This is a genomic window from Aliiroseovarius sp. Z3 (assembly GCF_029105185.1).
GTDB lineage: Bacteria > Pseudomonadota > Alphaproteobacteria > Rhodobacterales > Rhodobacteraceae > Aliiroseovarius.
The window spans coordinates 305,853-324,752 of sequence record NZ_JAFMZK010000001.1; the positions used below are offsets into that span (position 1 = coordinate 305,853).

Below are 18,900 nucleotides of genomic sequence, written 5' to 3' on the forward strand. Positions count from 1 at the left end.
CCGGTATAGGCCTTTGATCAGGCCATCGGGGCGGGGACGCCCGCCCCATGCTCTTAGGTTGACTATATATAGGATGATCAACCTGACAAGCCCCATCATGTTGGGGTAACGCAGGTATGAAGGCGGTCTGTGTCAGTGATATGACAGGAGCGTCTAATTCTGTTCAGCGGGTGCAATCCCCAGCTTGTCCTGAATGAAGCTCAGCGCGACAGACAATCCGTCCATCGCAATCCCGTGCCCGGTGCCCTTCATGATGAAGCCATAGGTCTCAAACCCGTTGGCCTGAAGGATTTCCCCGCTTTCCGAGAAATGGCCCGGCGGCACCATGTCGTCCTGATCGCCATGCACCAACAGCACGGGCGGCTTGGACTTGATGTGGTCGGCATATTGGTCGGGCTCCAGCATCCTTCCCGAAAACGCGACGATGCCGGCAATCGGCTCATCCCGACGCGGGATCACACGCAACGCCATCATCGTGCCTTGCGAAAACCCGAAAACAATGAGCTGATCTGGGTTTATCCCCTCGTCTTCAAGCACTTGATCCAGAAAGGCGTCAATATCCCGCGCGGCCTGATTTGCGCCGTTCATGCTGTCTTCTTCCGACGACCCGTCAAGCCACGGGATGGGAAACCACTGGAACCCGAACGGGTTGCCCGCGCATTTCTCGGGCGCGTCCGGCGCGATGAAAACCGTGTCTGGCAGATGTTCCGACAACGGATCCGCCAACCCAAGAAGGTCCGCCCCATCCGCGCCATAGCCGTGCAAAAAAACCACAACCGATTTGGTGTTGCCCGAGGCCGCGGGGCGGCGTTTCACATCCAGTATTCGGTTCATCAGCGGATCCCTTCGCGTTGCTTTTCAAGACGGTAATAGGCCCAGAGCAGTCGGGCCGCAACGCCTCTCCACGGTGTCCATGCAAGGGCACGCGATCGCATCTCTTTTTCCTTCGGGCGTTCCGGCAGGTCAAACAACAGTTTTGCCGCTTCCTGCAAGGCCAGATCCCCCGCCGGAAAGACATCCGCGCGCGCCAGCGCGAAAAGCGCATAGATCTCGGCCGTCCACATCCCGATCCCGGGCACCGAGGTCAGCGTGGTGACAACCAGATCCGTGGGCATAACCCGCAAGGCCGTATAGTCGATCCCTGCCCCAGCCAAAGCGTGGGCATAGCGGATCTTGGGCCGGGACAGTCCCAATGCAGCCAGTTCTTCGTGGCTGGCGGCGGCGACCACCTCGGGCCGTACCATTCCCGCCTGCTCGACCCGTGACCAGATTGCAGCAGCAGAGGCCGTCGAAACCTGCTGGCCGACAATGGCAAACATCAGCGCCCCGAACCCGTCATCGCGCAGGCGCAACGGAATGTCGTCAATGCGATCACACACGTGCCGGAAGGCTGGTTCCGCCGCGCACAACCAATCCGCCCCTTCGCGCAGACAGTCCGACCCGTGGATCAGGCGTCCTGCTTGGTCAGCCACGCCAGCGCCTCATCCGGGGTTTCCACATGGTCACAATCCAACATCGGCGGGCGTTCAAGCAGGGCCACAGGGCGCCCTAAAGCACGCGCTGCATCAAGTTTCGCACGGGTTGGACCACCTGAATTACGTGCCACAACCCAATCAATTGCATAGGTTTTCATCAACCGCATCTCATAGGCCAATACGAAGGGCGGCTGTCCGATGATCCAACTGCCCTCATAGGGAAAGGGATCATTGGTGCGGTCCACGCGCCTGCAAAACAGCGTTCTGCCTTTGGCCAATTCGGACCATTCATCAATGGATTGCGCCCCTGTCGCCAGAAAAACGCGCGCGCCTTTGGGAACCCGTTTTTCGACATCTTCCCGCGTCGTGACATTGTACCAGATATCGCCGTCCTGCGCCTGCCAGGCGGGACGCAACACACGCAGATATCGCAGCCCAAGCCGGCGGGCAATGGCTAGGGTTCTGCTGGAGATCCGGGTCGCAAAAGGGTGCGTTGCATCGATCACGGTATCGAATTTGCCGGTTATCATAAAACGCTCTTGCGCGTCTTCACCGCCAAAGCCGCCCCTGCGGGTCTGGATTGGGTACAATCTCGGCTCGTCGGTGACACCAGCCATTGAGGCGAGCGCATCAATGCCGTCTGCAGCCAGACGGTCAGCGACTGCACGCGCCTCGCTCGTGCCTGCCATCAGAAGGATTTTCACGACGCCCGTCCGATCACCGCGCCTTGTCGGTCAATCATCACTACATCAAGGGTCACATCGGCATTCCGCAACATTTTCACCCCCTCGTCTCGCGCCTTCGGGGTGATCATATCAACCATCTTTTGCCCATGCTTTTCATATACTTCCAGGGCAGTATTCATATCTTTGATGGTCGGATCGTTCAACCAACTGGCGAGCATCTCAAAATCCACCTGACTGCGACCGGAATGCAGATCGCGTGCGCCTTGGGCCAGTTTCGTCAATTTTCCAATACCTCCGCCAATGGTCGCGCGCTGGATCGGGTGCCGCGCAAGGTATTTCAACAATCCTCCAACAAAATCCCCCATATCAAGCATGGCACCATCCGGTAGGCCATAAAGCGCCTGCACAACCCGTTCTGACGTCGCCCCCGTGCAGCCTGCCACATGGGTCAGGCCTTCGGCACGGGCCACGTCAATGCCCCGATGGATCGAGGCGATCCATGCCGCACAGGAAAACGGCCGCACGATCCCCGTGGTGCCGAGGATCGACAGCCCGCCCTTGATGCCCAACCGGGGATTCCACGTCTTTTCAGCAAGTTCCGCGCCGTTCCTCACGGAAATCGTGACATCCAGATCGGGGCTTTGACCAAACGCATCGGCCGCTTCGTGGATGATCCATTTCATCATCTGGCGCGGCACGGGATTGATGGCGGGTTCTCCGGGTGGAATGGGCAGGCCGGGCTTTGTGACAATGCCCACACCCTCGCCCGCCAGAAAGCGGATGCCCTGCCCGGTCTTGCCCATCTCGACCCGCGCGCGGATCAGGGCGCCGTGGGTCACGTCCGGGTCATCCCCCGCATCCTTGATGATCGCGGCCTCGGCCCAACCCTCACCTTGCGCGGCTTCTTCGATCGTGAATGTCGGGGTTTCGCCTTTCGGCAGGGTGATCGTCACCCGATCGGGCAAACCATTCCCCCACAGCCCCTGCAACGCTGCCTTGACGGCTGCGGTGGCGCAGGCGCCCGTGGTCCAGCCGCGGCGCAGTTTCGGGGGCAAATCGCTGTTCATCGCGCCGACTATAAGCCGCGCTCTGCGCGCCGCCAATCCACCGATTGAGGTCGCATCGACGCTTTTCGTCCCCTGCGGTCCGGTGCATAAGAAGCGCATGACCGACTCGCAGACATATACCGCGCCCAGATTGCCGGGCACCGACTGGCCGCAGATGCAGCCGGGATGGGTCTGGCTGGTGGGCGCCGGCCCCGGTGATCCGGGCCTGCTGACCATCCACGCCGTCAACGCCTTGTCTCAGGCCGATGTGATCGTCCATGACGCGCTGGTGGCCCCGGAAATCCTGTCCTGGGCACGTCCTGAGGCCGAGGTGATCTATGCTGGCAAACGGGGCGGCAAGCCGTCTGCCAAACAACGCGACATCTCGTTGCAACTTGTCGATCTGGCGCGTGCGGGCAAGAAGGTGCTGCGCCTGAAAGGCGGCGATCCCTTCGTCTTTGGGCGCGGCGGTGAAGAGGGCCAGACACTTGTGCAACACGGCGTACCGATCCGCATCATTCCCGGCATCTCGGCGGGGATCGGCGGGCTGGCCTATGCGGGCATCCCCGTCACCCATCGCGATGTAAACCAGTCGGTGACCTTTGTGACCGGGCATGATCAGTCGGGCGATACGCCCGGATCGCTGGACTGGGCCGCGATCGCGCGCGGGTCGCAGGTGATCGTGATCTACATGGGCATGAAACATCTGGACCGGATACGCTCTGCCCTGATCGGCGCCGGTCGCCCGGCTGAGGAACCCGTCGCGATCACCTCGAACGCCACGACACCCGACCAGCGCGTTCTGGAAACCACCCTTGGCACCTGCGTCGAGGACGCCGCGCGCGACGGGATCGAGGCCCCGGCCATCATCTGCGTCGGTCGGGCTGTTCTGATGCGTCAGGTGTTGGACTGGCAGGCCCTCGCGGCAGGGATGCAGCCGCGCAATACCGACCCGCTGGGTCGTGGCCGCCCGGCCGAGGATCGCTGATGGCCCGCTTGGGTCAGAGGGGTCTGATCCTCTCCGCGCCGTCCTCAGGCAGCGGGAAGACCACGCTGACGCTCGGCCTTCTGCGCGCCTTGTCGCGACGTGGCGTGGATGTCAGCGGCGCAAAATCCGGCCCCGACTATATCGACCCACGCTTCCACGCCGCGGCCTGCGGGCGGGAGTGTCCCAATCTGGACGCCTGGGCCATGTCGCCTGCGCGCATCCATGCTTTGGCCGGGGACGCCGCCGAGCTTTTGCTGATCGAAGGCGCGATGGGGTTGTTCGACGGTGCGCCACCGCAGGGGCGCGGCGCGACTGCCGACCTTGCCCGCCAACTTGGTCTGCCCGTTGTGATGGTCGTCGATTGTGCGCGGCTGGCCCATTCCGTTGCACCGCTGGTCGCAGGCTTTGCCGGGCACGATCCCGATGTGACCGTGGCCGGGGTGATCCTGAACAATGTGGGCAGTCCACGCCACGAGACGATGCTGCGCAGCGCCTTGCGCGACAGCCGGATCGCCATTTTGGGCGCGGTTCACCGTCAAGCCGGAATGGAACATCCCTCGCGCCATCTGGGATTGGTGCAGGCAGGCGAACACCCGGACTTGCAGGCTTATCTGGATCGCGTCGCGGATGCGGTAGCCGAAACGGTGGACCTTGACGCCCTTGTGGCACTGAGCGGCCCGATGCCCCCTTGCCCTCCCTCCGCGCCGCGTTTACGCGCGCCCGGCACCCGCATTGCAATCGCTTCGGATCAGGCGTTTGCCTTTGCTTATCCGCATATTCTGGCCGACTGGCGGGCCGAGGGCGCGACGATCCTGCCCTTCTCGCCTCTGGCCGATGAAGCCCCGGATCCGCAGGCAGATTTCATCTTCCTGCCCGGCGGTTATCCAGAGTTACATGCTGAAACGCTGGCCGCCGCCCGGACCTTCAAGGCGGCCATGCGCGCCGCCGCCTGCCCCATTTATGGCGAATGCGGGGGGTACATGACGCTGGGCCGCGCAATCACCGACAAGGATGGCACGCGGCACGAAATGCTGGGGTTTCTGGAGTTGGAAACCAACTTTGCCCGCCGCAAGCTGCATCTGGGCTATCGGTCGCTGACCACGACACACGGCCCTTTCCCCGGCACATGGGCAGCGCATGAATTTCATTATGCGACAACCCTGCGCGCCAACGGCACCCCCCTGTTTGACGCCACCGACGCCGAGGGCACCTCCCTGCCACCCATGGGATTGATCAACGAACATGTGTCGGGCAGCTTTGCCCACCTGATTGACCGAGCCTGATCTACAGCGATCAATTGCCGCGTCCCAGGCGGTTTTTCCGTCTGGTCAAAACATCCCCCCACAGATACGCATATGCGCATGAGTGATACGACCCTGCCCCCCGCCGTCGATGCCCGCACCAAGCGGAACGTGACCATCCTTGTGCTGGCGCAAGCCATTCTGGGGTCGCAAATGCCGATGATCTTCACCATGGCCGGGCTGGCGGGGCAATCGCTGGCTTCGAACCCCTGCTGGGCGACGCTGCCGATTTCGCTGATGGTGGGCGGGTCGATGGTGTTCGCCAATCCGGTCGCCTGGGTCATGCAGACCTTCGGGCGCCGCGTGGGGTTCTGGCTGGGCACGCTGGGCGGATCGCTGGGGGCCGCGATCAGCGCCTATGCCCTGACGCAAGCGGATTTCACCATCTTCCTGATCGGATCGTTCCTGATGGGGTTGTATCAATCGGCACAGGGGTTTTACCGCTTCGCCGCCGCCGACACAGCCTCGCCCGCGTTCCGGCCCAAGGCGATTTCCTACGTGATGGCCGGGGGGCTGGCCTCGGCGATCATCGGCCCGCAGTTGTTCAATGCCACCAATGACATGCTGGTCGTGCCGTTTCTGGGCGCTTACCTGACCATAATCGCGATCAACGTCGTCGGGGCCTTCCTGTTTCTGGGGCTGGACATCCCCAAACCGCCCAAACCGCATGCCGACGATCCCAAGGGTCGCACCCGGCGCGAGCTTCTGCGCGACCCGGTAATCCTGGTCGCGATCATTTGTGGCATGGTCTCTTACGCGTTGATGAACCTTGTCATGACCTCGACCCCCTTGGCGGTGGTGGGTTGCGGGTTTGAAACCGACATGGCGGGCAATGTCGTCACCGCCCACGTGCTGGCCATGTTCGTGCCCAGCTTCTTCACCGGCCACCTGATCACCCGCTTCAGCACCCGCAAGGTGATCGCCATTGGGCTGGCCATCCTTGGTCTGGCCGGCGTTGTCGCCCTGCAAGGGGTCGAGCTGGAGAACTTCTTCATCGCGCTGGTCCTTCTGGGCGTCGGCTGGAACTTCGGCTTCATCGGCGCCACCTCGATGCTCGCCGGTGCCCACGCGCCCGAGGAACGCGGCCGCGTGCAAGGCATGAACGACATGATCGTCTTCGGCTGCGTGACCATCGCGTCATTGGCTTCGGGCGGGCTGATGAACTGCTCAGGCGGCTCGACGGTCGAGGGCTGGAACGCCGTCAACCTCGCCATGGTGCCGTTCCTTGCGCTGGCAGGTGCGTCGCTGATCTGGCTGATGCTCAGGCCGCAGGAGGATGCGGTGTGAAGACAAGACGGATGGTTGGTAAAGTTGCGCTGTGATCGACATGTCCGATAGCTGACGGCCGATACGATACCTGCACACCCCTGCCAGAGAATTACGAACACATCACGAGATGCAAATGCGCCCCCGAACACATGTTCAGGGGCGCTTTTACAGGTCAGTCCGCAAGATCAGCCAACAAGGCTGTTATCATCCCGTTTCACAGCAATCACAGACGAACGCGGCACGCCCCCGTTGCCATCAGGCCAGTCCCCGCCCGGGTGCTGGATACCGACGAACATGGTCCGACGGTCGCTGGACCAACACAAACCCGTGACTTCGGACCCTTTTGGCCCGGTCAGGAAACGTGCTATTTCGCCCGTGACGGGATCACCCACAAGCATTTGGTTGTTCCCCATGCCGACAAAGTCATCTTCGTTGCTGTCATCACCATCGGTCTGGATCCAGAGCAGGCCGCTGCTGTCAAAGGCCATCCCGTCGGGTGAGTTGAACAGGTTCCCCTGGGTTATGTTTTCCGACCCACCATAGACGTTGTTGTAAACCTCGGGATTGCCGGCCATGACATAAAGATCCCAGTCGAACGTATCTGCAGCATGATCATCATTATGCGGGCGCCAACGCACGATTTGACCATAGTGATTGGTCTCTCGCGGGTTCGGTCCGTTTACCGACGTGTCGTCCCCGCCAGCATTGGGTTTGACCCCGCGGTTCTTGTTGTTGGTCAGACAGCAATAAGCCTCGACCGCATGTGGGTTCGCTGCGATCCACTCGGGCCGGTCCATGGTCGTTGCCCCAACCGCAGAACCTGCCCGACGGGCGAAAATCAATATCTCACCCATCTCCATTCCAGTGGTTTCAGGCGTCAGCGCAAGCCATTCACCCGTGCCGTCATCCGCGAACTTCGCGACGTAAAGGGTGCCATCGTCCAACAACCCTTCAGTCGAACCGCCCGGCTGATACGTGCCGTTAGAAACGAACTTGTAAACGAATTCACCACGCTCGTCGTCGCCCATATAGACCACGACGCGCCCATCAGTCGCGAGCACAACTTCGGCATTCTCATGCTTGAAGCGGCCCAGACCGGTATGCTTGACCGGTGTGCTTTCAGGGTCTGTCGGGTCGATTTCGACGATCCAGCCCGCGCGGTGTGGTTCGTGAGGGTTCTTGGAAATATCGAAGCGTGCGTCCCACTTGTGGTAATCATAGCCCCAGCCGTCGGCGCCGATACCATAGCGATCATACCCTTCTTCAAGCTGAGCAGATTTCTGGTCCTGCGCGGTTCCGGTCGATCCGAAATAGCCGTTAAAATTCTCTTCACAGGTCAGATAAGTTCCCCAAGGCGTCTTGCCCGATCCGCAATTGTTCATCGTTCCCAGCGCTTCGACGCCCATCGGATCGGCCTCAGTCTTCATCAGGTTGTGACCTGCAGCGGGACCTGCAATCTTCATCGGCGTATTATGGGTGATGCGCCTGTTGAACGAGCTGTCTTTGACGATTTCCCAACCGTTGTTTCCCTCGGCAATCTCCATCACGGTGACACCTTGAAGGTTTTGAAGCTTGAGAACATCATCGGCGTTCTTGGGCGTGCCTTCTTGGTCAGCGGGCAGGTTGATATCGCGGTTGGTGTATTCATGGTTGATCGCGATCAATTGGCGGCCGTTGAAGGAGAAAGTCTCCATGCCGTCGGTGTTTTCACCGAAAACCAGATCCGAGTTGTCGACAACGCCGCCATTGGCTACGTCATACCCATCCACCGCCGAAAACATCGGGTCGCCCCAACGTGCCATCACCTTCCAGTTATAGCCTTCCGGCACATGGATCGTCCCATCGGTCTGTGCAGCAATCGGGGTGAACGGAAAACGAGATACTGCCGCCTGAGCCTTCGCAGAGGTGCTGCTGAAAACACCCACGCCCATAACAGCCGCGCCCGAACCGAAGGCCAATACGCTGCTCATGAATCCACGGCGCGAAATCGCACGTTCGACCACTTGGTCGAAGTCATTTTCCTCGACTCGCGGAAAGTTAAGTTCGTCCCAATCGTCCGCAGAAAGGTCTACAGGGTGCTTTCTCATGAAATTCTCCAAGCTTGATTAGCCCGTCCGATTGATTCGGACGGTCAGGTTTCTGGCCCGGACATGTTTGTTACTTTGCATAACAGCATTATGACGCTCGCCGTTCGAAGCGCATGCTTTGCGGGTGGCGCCCTGAAGGGCGCAATCACGGATGTTCTATCTTGCGACGATATCAATACGCATCAATACGCGCGATTTCTTCCGACCGGTTCGACACGCTGTGCTGCGGATGGCTCACCCCACCCGTCCTTTACGCCCGCCACGCCGCTTGGGCGCCGCCGCCTCCTCCAGCGCCAGTTTTATCACCCGCGTCATCGGGTGGTCCGGCGCGTCGGCGCCATAATGCGCCAGCAGCATCTTGATCCGCTCTGCCTGCGGCATCTGGTGCTCGTCGAACAGCGCCCAGTCCAGAAAGATGGATCGACATTCCTCGATCCGGATCCCCTCGATGCGGTAGCTTTCGCGGATCAGGCCGCGCGGGTCGATGGCTTTGATGAGGTCTGTCATGTTGCCCCTCCGGTGTGGCGATCCGGGATCAATCCGGGGGTGACGCCAGCACCTCGTCTATGGCGCGGGCGGCTGCCCTTGCCCTGGTCTCCAGTTCCTTGACCAGCGCCGCCCCACTTTCGGCACCGGTTTCACGCAAGAGCAAGTCCTGACCGCCCTTCCCCAGCGCGTCAAGGTCCAATGGGCCTTCGGACAACAGTTTCGACACCGCATGAAGCCGCCACATCAGGTCGTGACTGGCCGACATGGCCTGTCCCTGCGCGTCGGAAAACCAGCCAAGCGCCATCCCTTGCGCGATCTGCGCCGCAGGGTCACGCGCGGTATCGTGGGACAGAAGCGCGGCGGCTTGTGCAACCAGTTCCACGTCCTGCAAATAGCCTGCGCCCAGCTTGGCGTCCAATGCACCACCGCTGGTTTTCGCTTCGGCGATGCGGTTTCGCATGTCGATCACGTCGGCCACGACCTTGGCGGGGTCGCGGTCGAACGCCATGACCTCGGCGCGCGCGGCGTCATAGGCTTGGGTCACGCTTTCGGGGCCGGTTACGACGCGGGCACGGGTCAGGGCCAGATGTTCCCATGTCCACGCCTCGTCGCGTTGATAGGCGCGGAAGCTGTCGATCGAGGTTGCCACCGGCCCCTGACGGCCTGACGGGCGCAGGCGCATGTCAACCTCGTAAAGCCGCCCCTCGGCCATTGGCGCTGACAAGGCGGTCAAAAATGCTTGTGTCAGCCGCGCATAGTAGGTGCGCGTTGCCAGCGGACGGCGGCCTTCGGATGTCTCTTCACCTTCGGGGTCATAAATCATAATCAGATCAAGATCCGAGGTCGCTGTCAGGCTACGCGCGCCCAGTGACCCCATCCCGATGATCGCGGCCCCGGCCCCCGGCGGGTCGCCGTGTTTAAGCACGAAATTCTCGACCACGACGGGCCAGATCGCGCGGATCACGGCATCGGCAAGGTCACTGTATTGCGTGCCTGCCTCGCGCGCTGTGATCAACCCGCGCAACAGATGCACCCCGATACGGAAATGCCATTCCTTCATCCAGCGACGGGTGCCATCCAGCCGCGCTTCGTAATCCGGCAAAGCCTGCAGGCGGTCTTCCAATTGCGACCGAAGCACCTCGGTGCCCGGCCAATCTTCGAAGAACCCTCCGCCGATCACCGCATCCAACACCTGTGCGTTATGTCCCAGATAAGCCGCCAGCGCGGGTGCCGTCGCGGCAATATCAACGATCAAATCGACCAGGGTCGGATTGGCCTCGAACAGCGAGAACAACTGCACGCCGGCAGGCAGGCGCGACAGGAAACCATCGAAATGGATCAGGGCCTCGTGCGGGCGCGGAGCTTCGGCAAGGCGTGCCAGCAAATCGGGCTTCAGACGGTTGAAAATTTCGACGGCGCGGGCCGACCGCAGGCAGGGGTAGCTTTCCCAGCGGTGCACGATCTCGGCCTCGGTTTCGTCCAGTTCGCGCGTGTCGGCGGCAGACCCATCGGGGGCGAAGAACGTTTCGGTCACGTTGTGCACTTCGGACAGGGCGTCGTGGATCCGGGCCTTCAGCACCTCGGTATCGCCTTCCCCCATCATCCGCGCTAGCCGATCAAACCCCTCGTCGGTCGATGGCAACCTGTGTGTTTGCGCGTCGCGCATCATTTGCACCCGGTGTTCAACTGCGCGATGGAAGCGGTAATGATCGGTCAGGGTCTCGGCCACATCGCCGGGGATCCAGCCTTTGCCCGCCAGCGCCGCCAACCCATCCACGGTGCCGCGCACCCGCAGGCTTTCATCGCGCCCACCGGCGATGATCTGGCGGGTCTGAGTGAAGAACTCGATCTCGCGAATGCCACCGCGCCCCAGCTTCATGTCGTGGCTTGGCAGGGTTATGTCACCATGCAAACCCTTGTGTTCGCGAATGCGCAGTCGCATGTCATGCGCGTCCTGAATGGCGGCGAAATCCAGATGCTTGCGCCAGATGAACGGGCGCAGACGGGTCAGATAGGCCTTGCCCGCCGCGATATCCCCGCCACAGGGGCGCGCCTTGATATGGGCGGCGCGCTCCCACGTTCGGCCAAGGCTTTCGTAATAGCGTTCGGCCGCCTCCATCGAGACACAAACCGGGGTGACGGCGGGATCGGGGCGCAGGCGCAGATCGGTGCGGAACACATAGCCATCGGCGGTCAACTCGGACAGCATCGCGCTCATCTTCCGCGTGGCACGGACATGGCTGGCGCGGGCGTCATGGAAGTCGGTCCCTTCGAACTTGCTGTCATCAAACAACATGATCAGGTCGATGTCCGAGCTGTAATTCAGCTCGTGCGCCCCCATTTTTCCCATCGCCATGGCGACCATGCCGCCAGCGGTGACAATATCATCTTCGGTCATACCGGGCAGCTTGCCGCGCCGGATTTCCTGCGCGACTTGGAACTGCATGGCCGAATTGGTCGCGTGATCCGCCAGATCGGTCAGCGCAGATGTCACCTGTTCCAGTGCGTAAACACCCCCCAGATCGGCCAGCCCGGCCAACAGCGCAATCCGTTGCTTGGCAATGCGCAAACTGGCCCGCAGGGCGCTGTCACTGTCGGCCTGTGACGTGATATCCGCCAGAACCGCGGTGATCGCATCTTCCGGCGCGCCGACCAATGCCGCGCGCAGCCAATCGCTCTGCTGTTCCATCAGGCCTTTCAGATAGGGCGCACAGCCAGCCGCTCCCGCCAACACCGCGCGCAGCTCGGGCGGCAGGTCAGAAAACAGGGCGTCGATCTCGTCGGCCGGTTCGACCTCGAACGGGATTGGGCAACGGGTGATGCGGGTGGCAAAGGGCTTATGGCTCATAGGCGCAAATTGCGCTGCCGGTTCGGGCGGGTCAACTGGAAGTAAGGGTTGCGTCAATAAGGTCGCAGCGGCTTGTAGTGCGCAGGCAAACAGATAACGTGACCGGACGGCAAAACACGAAGGGGTCCGAACATGTCAAAAAGCCTGAAACGGGTGAAACAGGCCTTGGTCGACCTCGGGATCGACACCGAGGTGCGCGAGATGTCAGAGGGAACCCGCACGGCGGCCGATGCTGCCCGCGCCGTGGGATGCAACCTGGATCAAATCGCCAAGTCGATCATCTTCCGGGGCGAAGAGAGCGGACATGTCATTCTGTTTCTGACCGCAGGCGGAAATCAGGTGGATGCCGGCAAGGCATCGGCGCTGGCGGGCGAGCCTTTGGGCAAAGCTGATGCCAAGCTGATCCGTGCCGAGACCGGTTTTGCGATCGGAGGTGTTTCACCGGTTGGCCTGATCCAGAATGTGCGCGCTTTTTATGACCCGCGGCTTTTGGCTTTTGAAACGGTCTGGGCGGCAGCGGGCACACCACGCCACGTATTTCCCGCCCCGCCATCTGCTTTGATCAGGGCCGCGTCTGCGGTGGAGGGAGATTTCATCGAAGATGCGCCATAATGCGACGTACCTTCTGGTCGTTGGCTCCAATCGCTTGCATTTGCAAGTTTCAGCTTGCTGATCTTGCAAATGCAAGTAATATGCTTGGTGTATTCAAAACCGGAGACCGCCATGACCCGCTATCATCCCCTTTTGGTCGCTTTGCACTGGATTCTGGCCATTATGATCATCGTCGCCTTGATTATGGGGGGACAGGTTTTGGCCGCTTTGCCCAATGACAGCCCCGACAAAATGTTCAGCCTGCGCGCGCATATGTCAATCGGCCTGATCATCGGCACGTTGATGGTGATCCGATTGGTGACACGCCTCAGAACCGAACACCCGCCAAAGGCAGATACCGGAAGTGCCCTTCTGAACCTGAGTGGGCAGGTCGCACATTGGGCGCTTTATGGGTTGGTTTTGCTGATGGTCGCCAGCGGTATCGGCATTTCGATAGCTGCCGGACTGCCAGCTATTGTTTTCGGTGGATCAGGCGCTCCGCTGCCTGAAACCTTCCATGATCTGGCCCCCCGCGTGGCGCACGGCATTCTGTCTAAACTGCTGGCCCTGACCATTCTGGCCCATATCGCGGGTTGGGCGTACCACCAATTCAAGCTGAAAGACCGATTGTTCAGCCGCATGTGGTTCGGTCCACGCACCTAAACCGCCCCATACCTCTATAAAAGCCGCCAGATTTTGGCGGCTTTTTTCATATAAAATCAATGCCCTGAATAATAAATGTAAAAAACTTTCACATTCACCCTTGATGGCGCGACAGAAATACCCACATCCTAGTCATGTGAAAGACATTCACATTCAACGCCAACTACGGAGACATTACCATGAACACCGCCGCTCAAACCAACTTCCCCGCCGCCCCTCGCGGTTGGTTTTCGCGAAGCGAAGCATGGCTGGACGAGCGCGGCAAGGGCGCTTGGATCGCCGCCATGGTCATCAGCTTCATCTTCTTCTGGCCCATCGGGCTGGCCCTACTTGCCTATATGATCTGGAGCAAACGCATGTTCTCGAAATCCTGCAGCCACCGTCGTTCAACTGAAACCACCGCATGGAAAGACGCCCGCTATGCGCGCCGTCACGGTTTTTCAACCTCCGGCAACACCGCGTTTGACGCCTATAAAGCGGAAACTCTGCGCCGGTTGATGAGCGAACAGGAAGCATTCGAAGCGTTCCTGGAACGCCTGCGGGCCGCCAAGGACAAGTCCGAGTTCGACCAGTTCATGGAAGAACGCGCCACCGCAGCCCAAACCGCACGTAACGAAGCATATGACGATGATTATGCCGACGACGATGTAGAAGATGTCGAGGTGCTGGACGAACCCGCCCGCGACAAGAAAAAGAAAAAGTCGTAAACTGGCCGCTGTCACAAACCGTGGTGGCAGCCCCTACCCGGCCCCCAAAACGGGCCGGGTTATCCGTCGACAAGCACAAGCAAACAGGACCGATCATGTCTGATTTCCCACATGCATATCACAGCGAAGCGCACGGTCGCGCCGCATACTGGGGTTTGCCCGATCCCGACACACAGGCCGAATTTTATGAAGATGTCACGCTGAAGCGCCTGTTTGCCTGGTTTATCGACGTGGTGCTGATCGCGGCAATCTGCGTCCTGATCAGCCTTCTGACATTCGGCATCGGCTTTTTCCTGTGGGGGTTGATCTATCTGGCGGTCAGCTTTGTCTATCGCGTCACCACCCTGTCGAACGCGTCGGCTACGCTGGGAATGCGCCTGACCGCGATTGAGCTGCGCAACCACCGTGGCGAACGGTTCGATCGCACCACAGCCGCCCTGCACACTTTGGGATATTTCGTGTCGATGTCGACCTTTGTGGTGCAGTTGATCTCGATCGTGATGATGCTTACCACGCCACGCCGTCAGGGTCTGGTTGACATGATGCTTGGCACGGCTGCCGTGAACCGTGCTGCTGGTCACTAACCGCTGAAAACAATCAATGTGGCGCCCCTGCGCGCCACATTTACCTTATGACTGTCGGGGACTTGCCCGATCCGACCGTCCGGGCTAACTTTTGAACACTTGAACAATCTTGAAAGTGTCATGCGCCATACATTACCGCTTGCACCCCAGTTCTATGTGACCGCGCCGCAGGAATGTCCTTACCTGAACGGCCGGATGGAACGTAAATTGTTCACCGCCTTGCAAGGTGAACACGCAAGCACCCTGAATGACACCCTGTCCAAGCAAGGGTTTCGCCGATCCCAGAATGTGCTCTATCGTCCATCTTGTGCCGAATGTTCGGCCTGTCTGTCCGCCCGCATCCGCGTGGCGGATTTTGTACCGACAAAGGGCCAACGCCGCACGTTGAAACGCAACAGCGATCTGGAACGCCGCGCCCGCGCACCTTGGGCCAGCGAAGATCAATACGAGCTGTTCCGTCAATATCTGGATACGCGCCACGCCGACGGTGGCATGGCGGACATGGATGTTTTCGAATTTGCTGCGATGATCGAAGAAACCCCGATCAAAAGCCGCGTGGTCGAGTATTCAGAACGCGGAGCGGATCAGGAACCGGGCGACGAACCTACAGGCCCCCTGCGCGCGGTTTGCCTGACCGACGTTTTGGATGATGGGCTGTCGATGGTCTATTCCTTCTATGATCCCGAACGCACCAAGACGTCGCTTGGCACGCATATGATCCTGGACCACATCCAGATCGCCCGCGAGGCCGGCCTGCCCTATGTCTATCTTGGCTATTGGGTCCCCGGCAGCCCGAAAATGGATTACAAAGCCAAATTCTCGGCATTGGAAATCTATCGTCAGGGGGAATGGACCGCACTTCATGGCGACGAGGATTACACATCCGAGCTTCATCCGCTGTCCACCGATCCGATTGCGGAACAAGTGGCCAGCATCACCCTGCCCGACACGGTGCGCTCTGGCAGCAGCTAGGCCGCCGCAGGGATTCTGTTGCGACCGGTTTTAAGCCAGTGCGTTTTCATAAGTTGCGCCAAAACACCCCCAGATCGCCCTAAAATTTCAAAAAACCGACAACCGCGACACTTTATTCGCCCATTTCCCGGTTGACGCCCCACCGCCCCCCTCATAATGTCGCGCCACTATTGTCAAAAAGCCCCACAAACGAACCAGGTGGGCAAGGCTAAGGAAAGTGTTGCGATGCGCAGCGTCCTCGTACTTGTAAGGAAATGGCGCATGGGCCGGTAACGGAACCATATTGGATCCCCATGCGCCCCCGAATATCGGGGGCTTTTTTATGAAGAACGCACGTGGAACGGAGAGAGTGATGACACGTCAAATGACCGGAGCGAAAATGGTGGTACAAGCCCTGAAGGATCAGGGTGTCGACACAGTATTCGGCTATCCGGGGGGCGCTGTCCTACCGATCTATGACGAGATTTTTCAACAAAACGACATCCGGCACATTCTGGTGCGTCACGAACAGGGTGCGGTGCACGCCGCCGAAGGCTATGCCCGTTCGACCGGCAAGCCCGGTGTTGTTCTTGTGACCTCTGGCCCCGGCGCGACCAATGCGGTGACGGGGCTTACCGATGCGCTTTTGGATTCTATCCCAATCGTGGTTCTGACCGGACAGGTGCCGACCTTCATGATCGGCACGGATGGGTTTCAGGAAGCCGATACGGTCGGCATCACCCGCCCCTGCACCAAACACAACTGGTTGGTGAAAGAGACCGATAAACTGGCCGACGTCATTCATCAGGCGTTCCACGTGGCGACGACGGGGCGTCCCGGTCCGACACTTGTGGACATTCCCAAAGACGTGCAGTTCGCTACCGGCTCCTACACGCCGCCCGCAAAGGCGGAAACCAGTCATTACGCGCCAGAGGTGCGCGGGGATATCGAGGCAATCACCGAGCTTGTGGCCGCGATGGAAACCGCGAAACGCCCGATCTTCTATACCGGTGGCGGTGTGATCAACTCAGGCCCCGAAGCGTGCCAATTGCTGCGCGAACTGGTGGATGCCACCGGATTTCCCATCACGTCGACCCTGATGGGCTTGGGCGCCTATCCGGCCAATGGCGATCACTGGCTGGGCATGCTGGGGATGCACGGGCTTTATGAAGCCAACATGGCGATGCATGATTGCGACCTGATGATCTGTGTCGGCGCGCGGTTTGATGACCGGATCACCGGGCGGATCGACGCTTTCAGCCCGGGTTCGAAAAAGGCCCATATCGACATTGATCCCAGCTCGATCAACAAGGTCATTCATGTCGAAATCCCGATCATCGGCGATGTCGGGCATGTGCTTGAAGACATGCTGAAAATCTGGAAGGCCCGCGGCCGCAAGACAAACGGTGCTGCGCTGGAAAGCTGGGTCACCAAGATCGAGGAATGGCGTGGACGCGACTGCCTTGCCTATCAAGCCGATGACAAGGTTATCCAGCCGCAATACGCGATGGAACGCCTTGAGGCGCTGACCAAGGACAAGGATCGATACGTCGCCACCGAAGTGGGCCAGCACCAGATGTGGGCGGCACAATTCCTTGGCTTCAACGATCCCAACCGCTGGTTGACCTCGGGCGGTCTGGGCACGATGGGCTATGGCCTGCCCGCGTCACTGGGCGCGCAGATCGCACACCCGGACGCCTGTGTGATCAACGTGGCGGGCGATGCAAGCTGGCTGATGAACATGCAGGAAATGGGCACGGCCGTTCAATTCCGTGCGCCGATCAAACAATTCATCCTGAACAACGAACGTCTGGGCATGGTCCGCCAGTGGCAGGAGCTTTTGCACGGCGAACGCTATAGCCACAGCTGGTCGGAAAGCCTGCCCGATTTCGTGAAACTGGCCGAGGCATTCGGTTGCAAAGGGCGTCAGGTGTCCGATCCTGCCGAGCTGGATGACGCCATTCAGGAAATGCTGGATTATGACGGCCCGTTCATTCTGGACGTTCTGGTTGAAAAACACGCCAACTGCTTCCCGATGATCCCGTCGGGCGAGCCGCATAACAAGATGCTTCTGGGCGAAGCCGAGACGCAGGGCGTCATCGGTTCCTCGGGCGCGACGCTGGTTTAAGGAGGGTCTGTAAATGTCTGCACTCAAGATCAAAAAAGGCTCTTCGCGCAAATCGGCCTATGACCTGCGCGACCCGAATGCCGATATCATCGAACGCCATACGCTGGCGATCGTCGTCGACAACGAGGCCGGTGTTCTGGCCCGCGTGATCGGGTTGTTCTCGGGGCGTGGTTACAACATCGAAAGCCTGACCGTGGCCGAGGTGGACCATCTGGGCCACCTGTCGCGGATCACCATCGTGACCACCGGCACGCCAGCCGTGATCGAGCAGATCAAGGCGCAACTGGGCCGGATCGTCCCCGTTCACGATGTGCATGACCTGACCGTCGAAGGCCCCGCGGTGGAACGCGAATTGGCCCTGTTCAAGGTAGAAGGTTCAGGCGACAAGCGGGTCGAAGCCCTGCGCCTGGCCGACATCTTCCGCGCCAATGTGGTCGACTCGACCCTTGACAGTTTCGTGTTCGAAATCACCGGCACGACCGAGAAAATCTCGGCTTTTGCCGAATTGATGCGCCCGCTCGGCCTGATCGAAGTGGCCCGCACCGGGGTTGCCGCCCTATCGCGTGGCGCAACAGAATAATCCGACAAATTCCAGCGGCGCCCGTTAAGGAGTTAGCGGGCACCGCCAGCCGTGTGAATGCGACCCTTGGTCGGCGTTGATCTCGTCCACGACAGATTAGGCCACAACCCGCAGAACGGGTCGCGCATCTGATTTGTCGAATTCAGGCCTGTCATAGCTGCTGAGCACCTGCGCCGGATCAATCCCGCCCATAACGACACCGACCTCTTCAATGCGTCTGACCGTTCGGAAGCCATTGGCTTCGTCAAAGCCGAACCAGATCTGCGATCCGCGCCGCAATTCGCCCATACCCTCAGGTGCGACAACATCAGGGCCGATGAACGCCAGCGGCCCCTGATCTTCACACCAAACCAAGCCAACGCTCTTTTCGGCGTTGTACCATAGGATTATCCCCAACATTTTCTTCTCCACTTCTGGTGGATATTTTATCGACAGGATATGGCAGGAACAGGGCAAATATTCGCCCATGGGAAGAAATCCTTAACTTTGTTCAAAACGCTGAGTTGC

Annotated in this window: 18 protein-coding genes; 10 read left to right on the forward strand and 8 right to left on the reverse strand. The window is 60.1% G+C overall.

Annotation, left to right across the window (positions count from 1 at the left end; all coding sequences use genetic code 11):
• Window positions 1–153 precede the first annotated feature (153 nt).
• Genes J3R80_RS01565 through J3R80_RS01580 form a run of 4 tightly spaced genes read right to left on the reverse strand, consistent with a single transcriptional unit; the run spans window position 154 to window position 3,228 of the window.
• Window positions 154–834, reverse strand: coding sequence for an alpha/beta fold hydrolase (locus tag J3R80_RS01565; RefSeq protein WP_275391996.1), 681 nt, complete (start codon window positions 832–834; stop codon window positions 154–156).
• Complete coding sequence (locus J3R80_RS01570) at window positions 834–1,472, reverse strand: DNA-3-methyladenine glycosylase 2 family protein (protein ID WP_275391997.1); 639 nt, start codon at window positions 1,470–1,472, stop codon at window positions 834–836. The genes J3R80_RS01565 and J3R80_RS01570 overlap by 1 nt, the downstream gene beginning before the upstream one ends.
• Entirely contained in the window at window positions 1,448–2,179 is a 732-nt protein-coding gene (locus J3R80_RS01575; protein ID WP_275391998.1) for a precorrin-6A/cobalt-precorrin-6A reductase, read from the reverse strand. Before J3R80_RS01575 ends, J3R80_RS01570 begins: the two co-directional genes overlap by 25 nt.
• On the reverse strand, window positions 2,176–3,228 hold the full coding sequence (locus J3R80_RS01580) for a cobalt-precorrin-5B (C(1))-methyltransferase (RefSeq protein ID WP_275391999.1): 1,053 nt from the start codon (window positions 3,226–3,228) through the stop codon (window positions 2,176–2,178). The genes J3R80_RS01575 and J3R80_RS01580 overlap by 4 nt, the downstream gene beginning before the upstream one ends.
• Window positions 3,229–3,325: 97 nt before the next feature.
• Between J3R80_RS01580 and cobA the strand changes: the two genes are divergently transcribed.
• From cobA to J3R80_RS01595, 3 genes are all read left to right on the forward strand, one after another.
• On the forward strand, window positions 3,326–4,195 hold the full coding sequence (cobA, locus tag J3R80_RS01585; RefSeq protein ID WP_275392000.1) for a uroporphyrinogen-III C-methyltransferase: 870 nt from the start codon (window positions 3,326–3,328) through the stop codon (window positions 4,193–4,195).
• Window positions 4,195–5,478 carry a cobyrinate a,c-diamide synthase gene (locus J3R80_RS01590; RefSeq protein ID WP_275392001.1) on the forward strand — a complete coding sequence of 428 codons (1,284 nt, stop codon included), beginning with the start codon at window positions 4,195–4,197 and terminating at the stop codon, window positions 5,476–5,478. The genes cobA and J3R80_RS01590 overlap by 1 nt, the downstream gene beginning before the upstream one ends.
• A 78-nt stretch (window positions 5,479–5,556) precedes the next feature.
• The gene (locus J3R80_RS01595; RefSeq protein WP_275392002.1) at window positions 5,557–6,783 is read left to right on the forward strand and encodes an MFS transporter; all 1,227 of its coding nucleotides are present in this window, start codon (window positions 5,557–5,559) and stop codon (window positions 6,781–6,783) included.
• 167 nt (window positions 6,784–6,950) lie between these two features.
• On the opposite strand, the gene J3R80_RS01600 is transcribed toward J3R80_RS01595, so the two are convergent.
• The 3 genes from J3R80_RS01600 to J3R80_RS01610 all read right to left on the reverse strand — a co-directional run bounded on the left by J3R80_RS01600 (window position 6,951) and on the right by J3R80_RS01610 (window position 12,189).
• On the reverse strand, window positions 6,951–8,852 hold the full coding sequence (locus tag J3R80_RS01600) for a PhoX family phosphatase (protein ID WP_275392003.1): 1,902 nt from the start codon (window positions 8,850–8,852) through the stop codon (window positions 6,951–6,953).
• Between the two features lie 234 nt (window positions 8,853–9,086).
• A complete protein-coding gene (locus J3R80_RS01605) occupies window positions 9,087–9,359 on the reverse strand; it encodes a hypothetical protein (RefSeq protein ID WP_275392004.1) in 273 nt (90 codons plus the stop codon).
• Window positions 9,360–9,387: 28 nt separating this feature from the next.
• Window positions 9,388–12,189 (reverse strand): glutamine-synthetase adenylyltransferase, encoded by a 2,802-nt coding sequence (locus tag J3R80_RS01610; protein ID WP_275392005.1) that lies wholly within the window; start codon window positions 12,187–12,189, stop codon window positions 9,388–9,390.
• Between the two features lie 132 nt (window positions 12,190–12,321).
• On the opposite strand from J3R80_RS01610, the gene J3R80_RS01615 reads away from it, so the two are divergent.
• The 7 genes from J3R80_RS01615 to ilvN all read left to right on the forward strand — a co-directional run bounded on the left by J3R80_RS01615 (window position 12,322) and on the right by ilvN (window position 18,393).
• Window positions 12,322–12,801 (forward strand): YbaK/EbsC family protein, encoded by a 480-nt coding sequence (locus J3R80_RS01615; RefSeq protein ID WP_275392006.1) that lies wholly within the window; start codon window positions 12,322–12,324, stop codon window positions 12,799–12,801.
• Between the two features lie 111 nt (window positions 12,802–12,912).
• Window positions 12,913–13,443, forward strand: coding sequence for a cytochrome b/b6 domain-containing protein (locus J3R80_RS01620; protein WP_275392007.1), 531 nt, complete (start codon window positions 12,913–12,915; stop codon window positions 13,441–13,443).
• Window positions 13,444–13,622: 179 nt separating this feature from the next.
• Window positions 13,623–14,150: a DUF2852 domain-containing protein gene (locus J3R80_RS01625; RefSeq protein WP_275392008.1), complete on the forward strand. Its 528-nt coding sequence runs from the start codon at window positions 13,623–13,625 to the stop codon at window positions 14,148–14,150.
• Between the two features lie 95 nt (window positions 14,151–14,245).
• On the forward strand, window positions 14,246–14,734 hold the full coding sequence (locus tag J3R80_RS01630; RefSeq protein ID WP_275392009.1) for an RDD family protein: 489 nt from the start codon (window positions 14,246–14,248) through the stop codon (window positions 14,732–14,734).
• Window positions 14,735–14,854: 120 nt separating this feature from the next.
• Window positions 14,855–15,706, forward strand: coding sequence for an arginyltransferase (locus tag J3R80_RS01635; protein WP_275392010.1), 852 nt, complete (start codon window positions 14,855–14,857; stop codon window positions 15,704–15,706).
• Window positions 15,707–16,058: 352 nt separating this feature from the next.
• Window positions 16,059–17,813, forward strand: a complete 1,755-nt coding sequence (locus J3R80_RS01640) for an acetolactate synthase 3 large subunit (protein ID WP_275392011.1) — start codon at window positions 16,059–16,061, stop codon at window positions 17,811–17,813.
• Window positions 17,814–17,826: 13 nt separating this feature from the next.
• On the forward strand, window positions 17,827–18,393 hold the full coding sequence (gene ilvN, locus J3R80_RS01645; RefSeq protein WP_275392012.1) for an acetolactate synthase small subunit: 567 nt from the start codon (window positions 17,827–17,829) through the stop codon (window positions 18,391–18,393).
• Between the two features lie 96 nt (window positions 18,394–18,489).
• Here the strand turns inward: ilvN and J3R80_RS01650 are convergent, their stop codons facing one another.
• The gene (locus tag J3R80_RS01650; protein ID WP_275392013.1) at window positions 18,490–18,792 is read right to left on the reverse strand and encodes a hypothetical protein; all 303 of its coding nucleotides are present in this window, start codon (window positions 18,790–18,792) and stop codon (window positions 18,490–18,492) included.
• Between the last annotated feature and the right edge of the window lie 108 nt (window positions 18,793–18,900).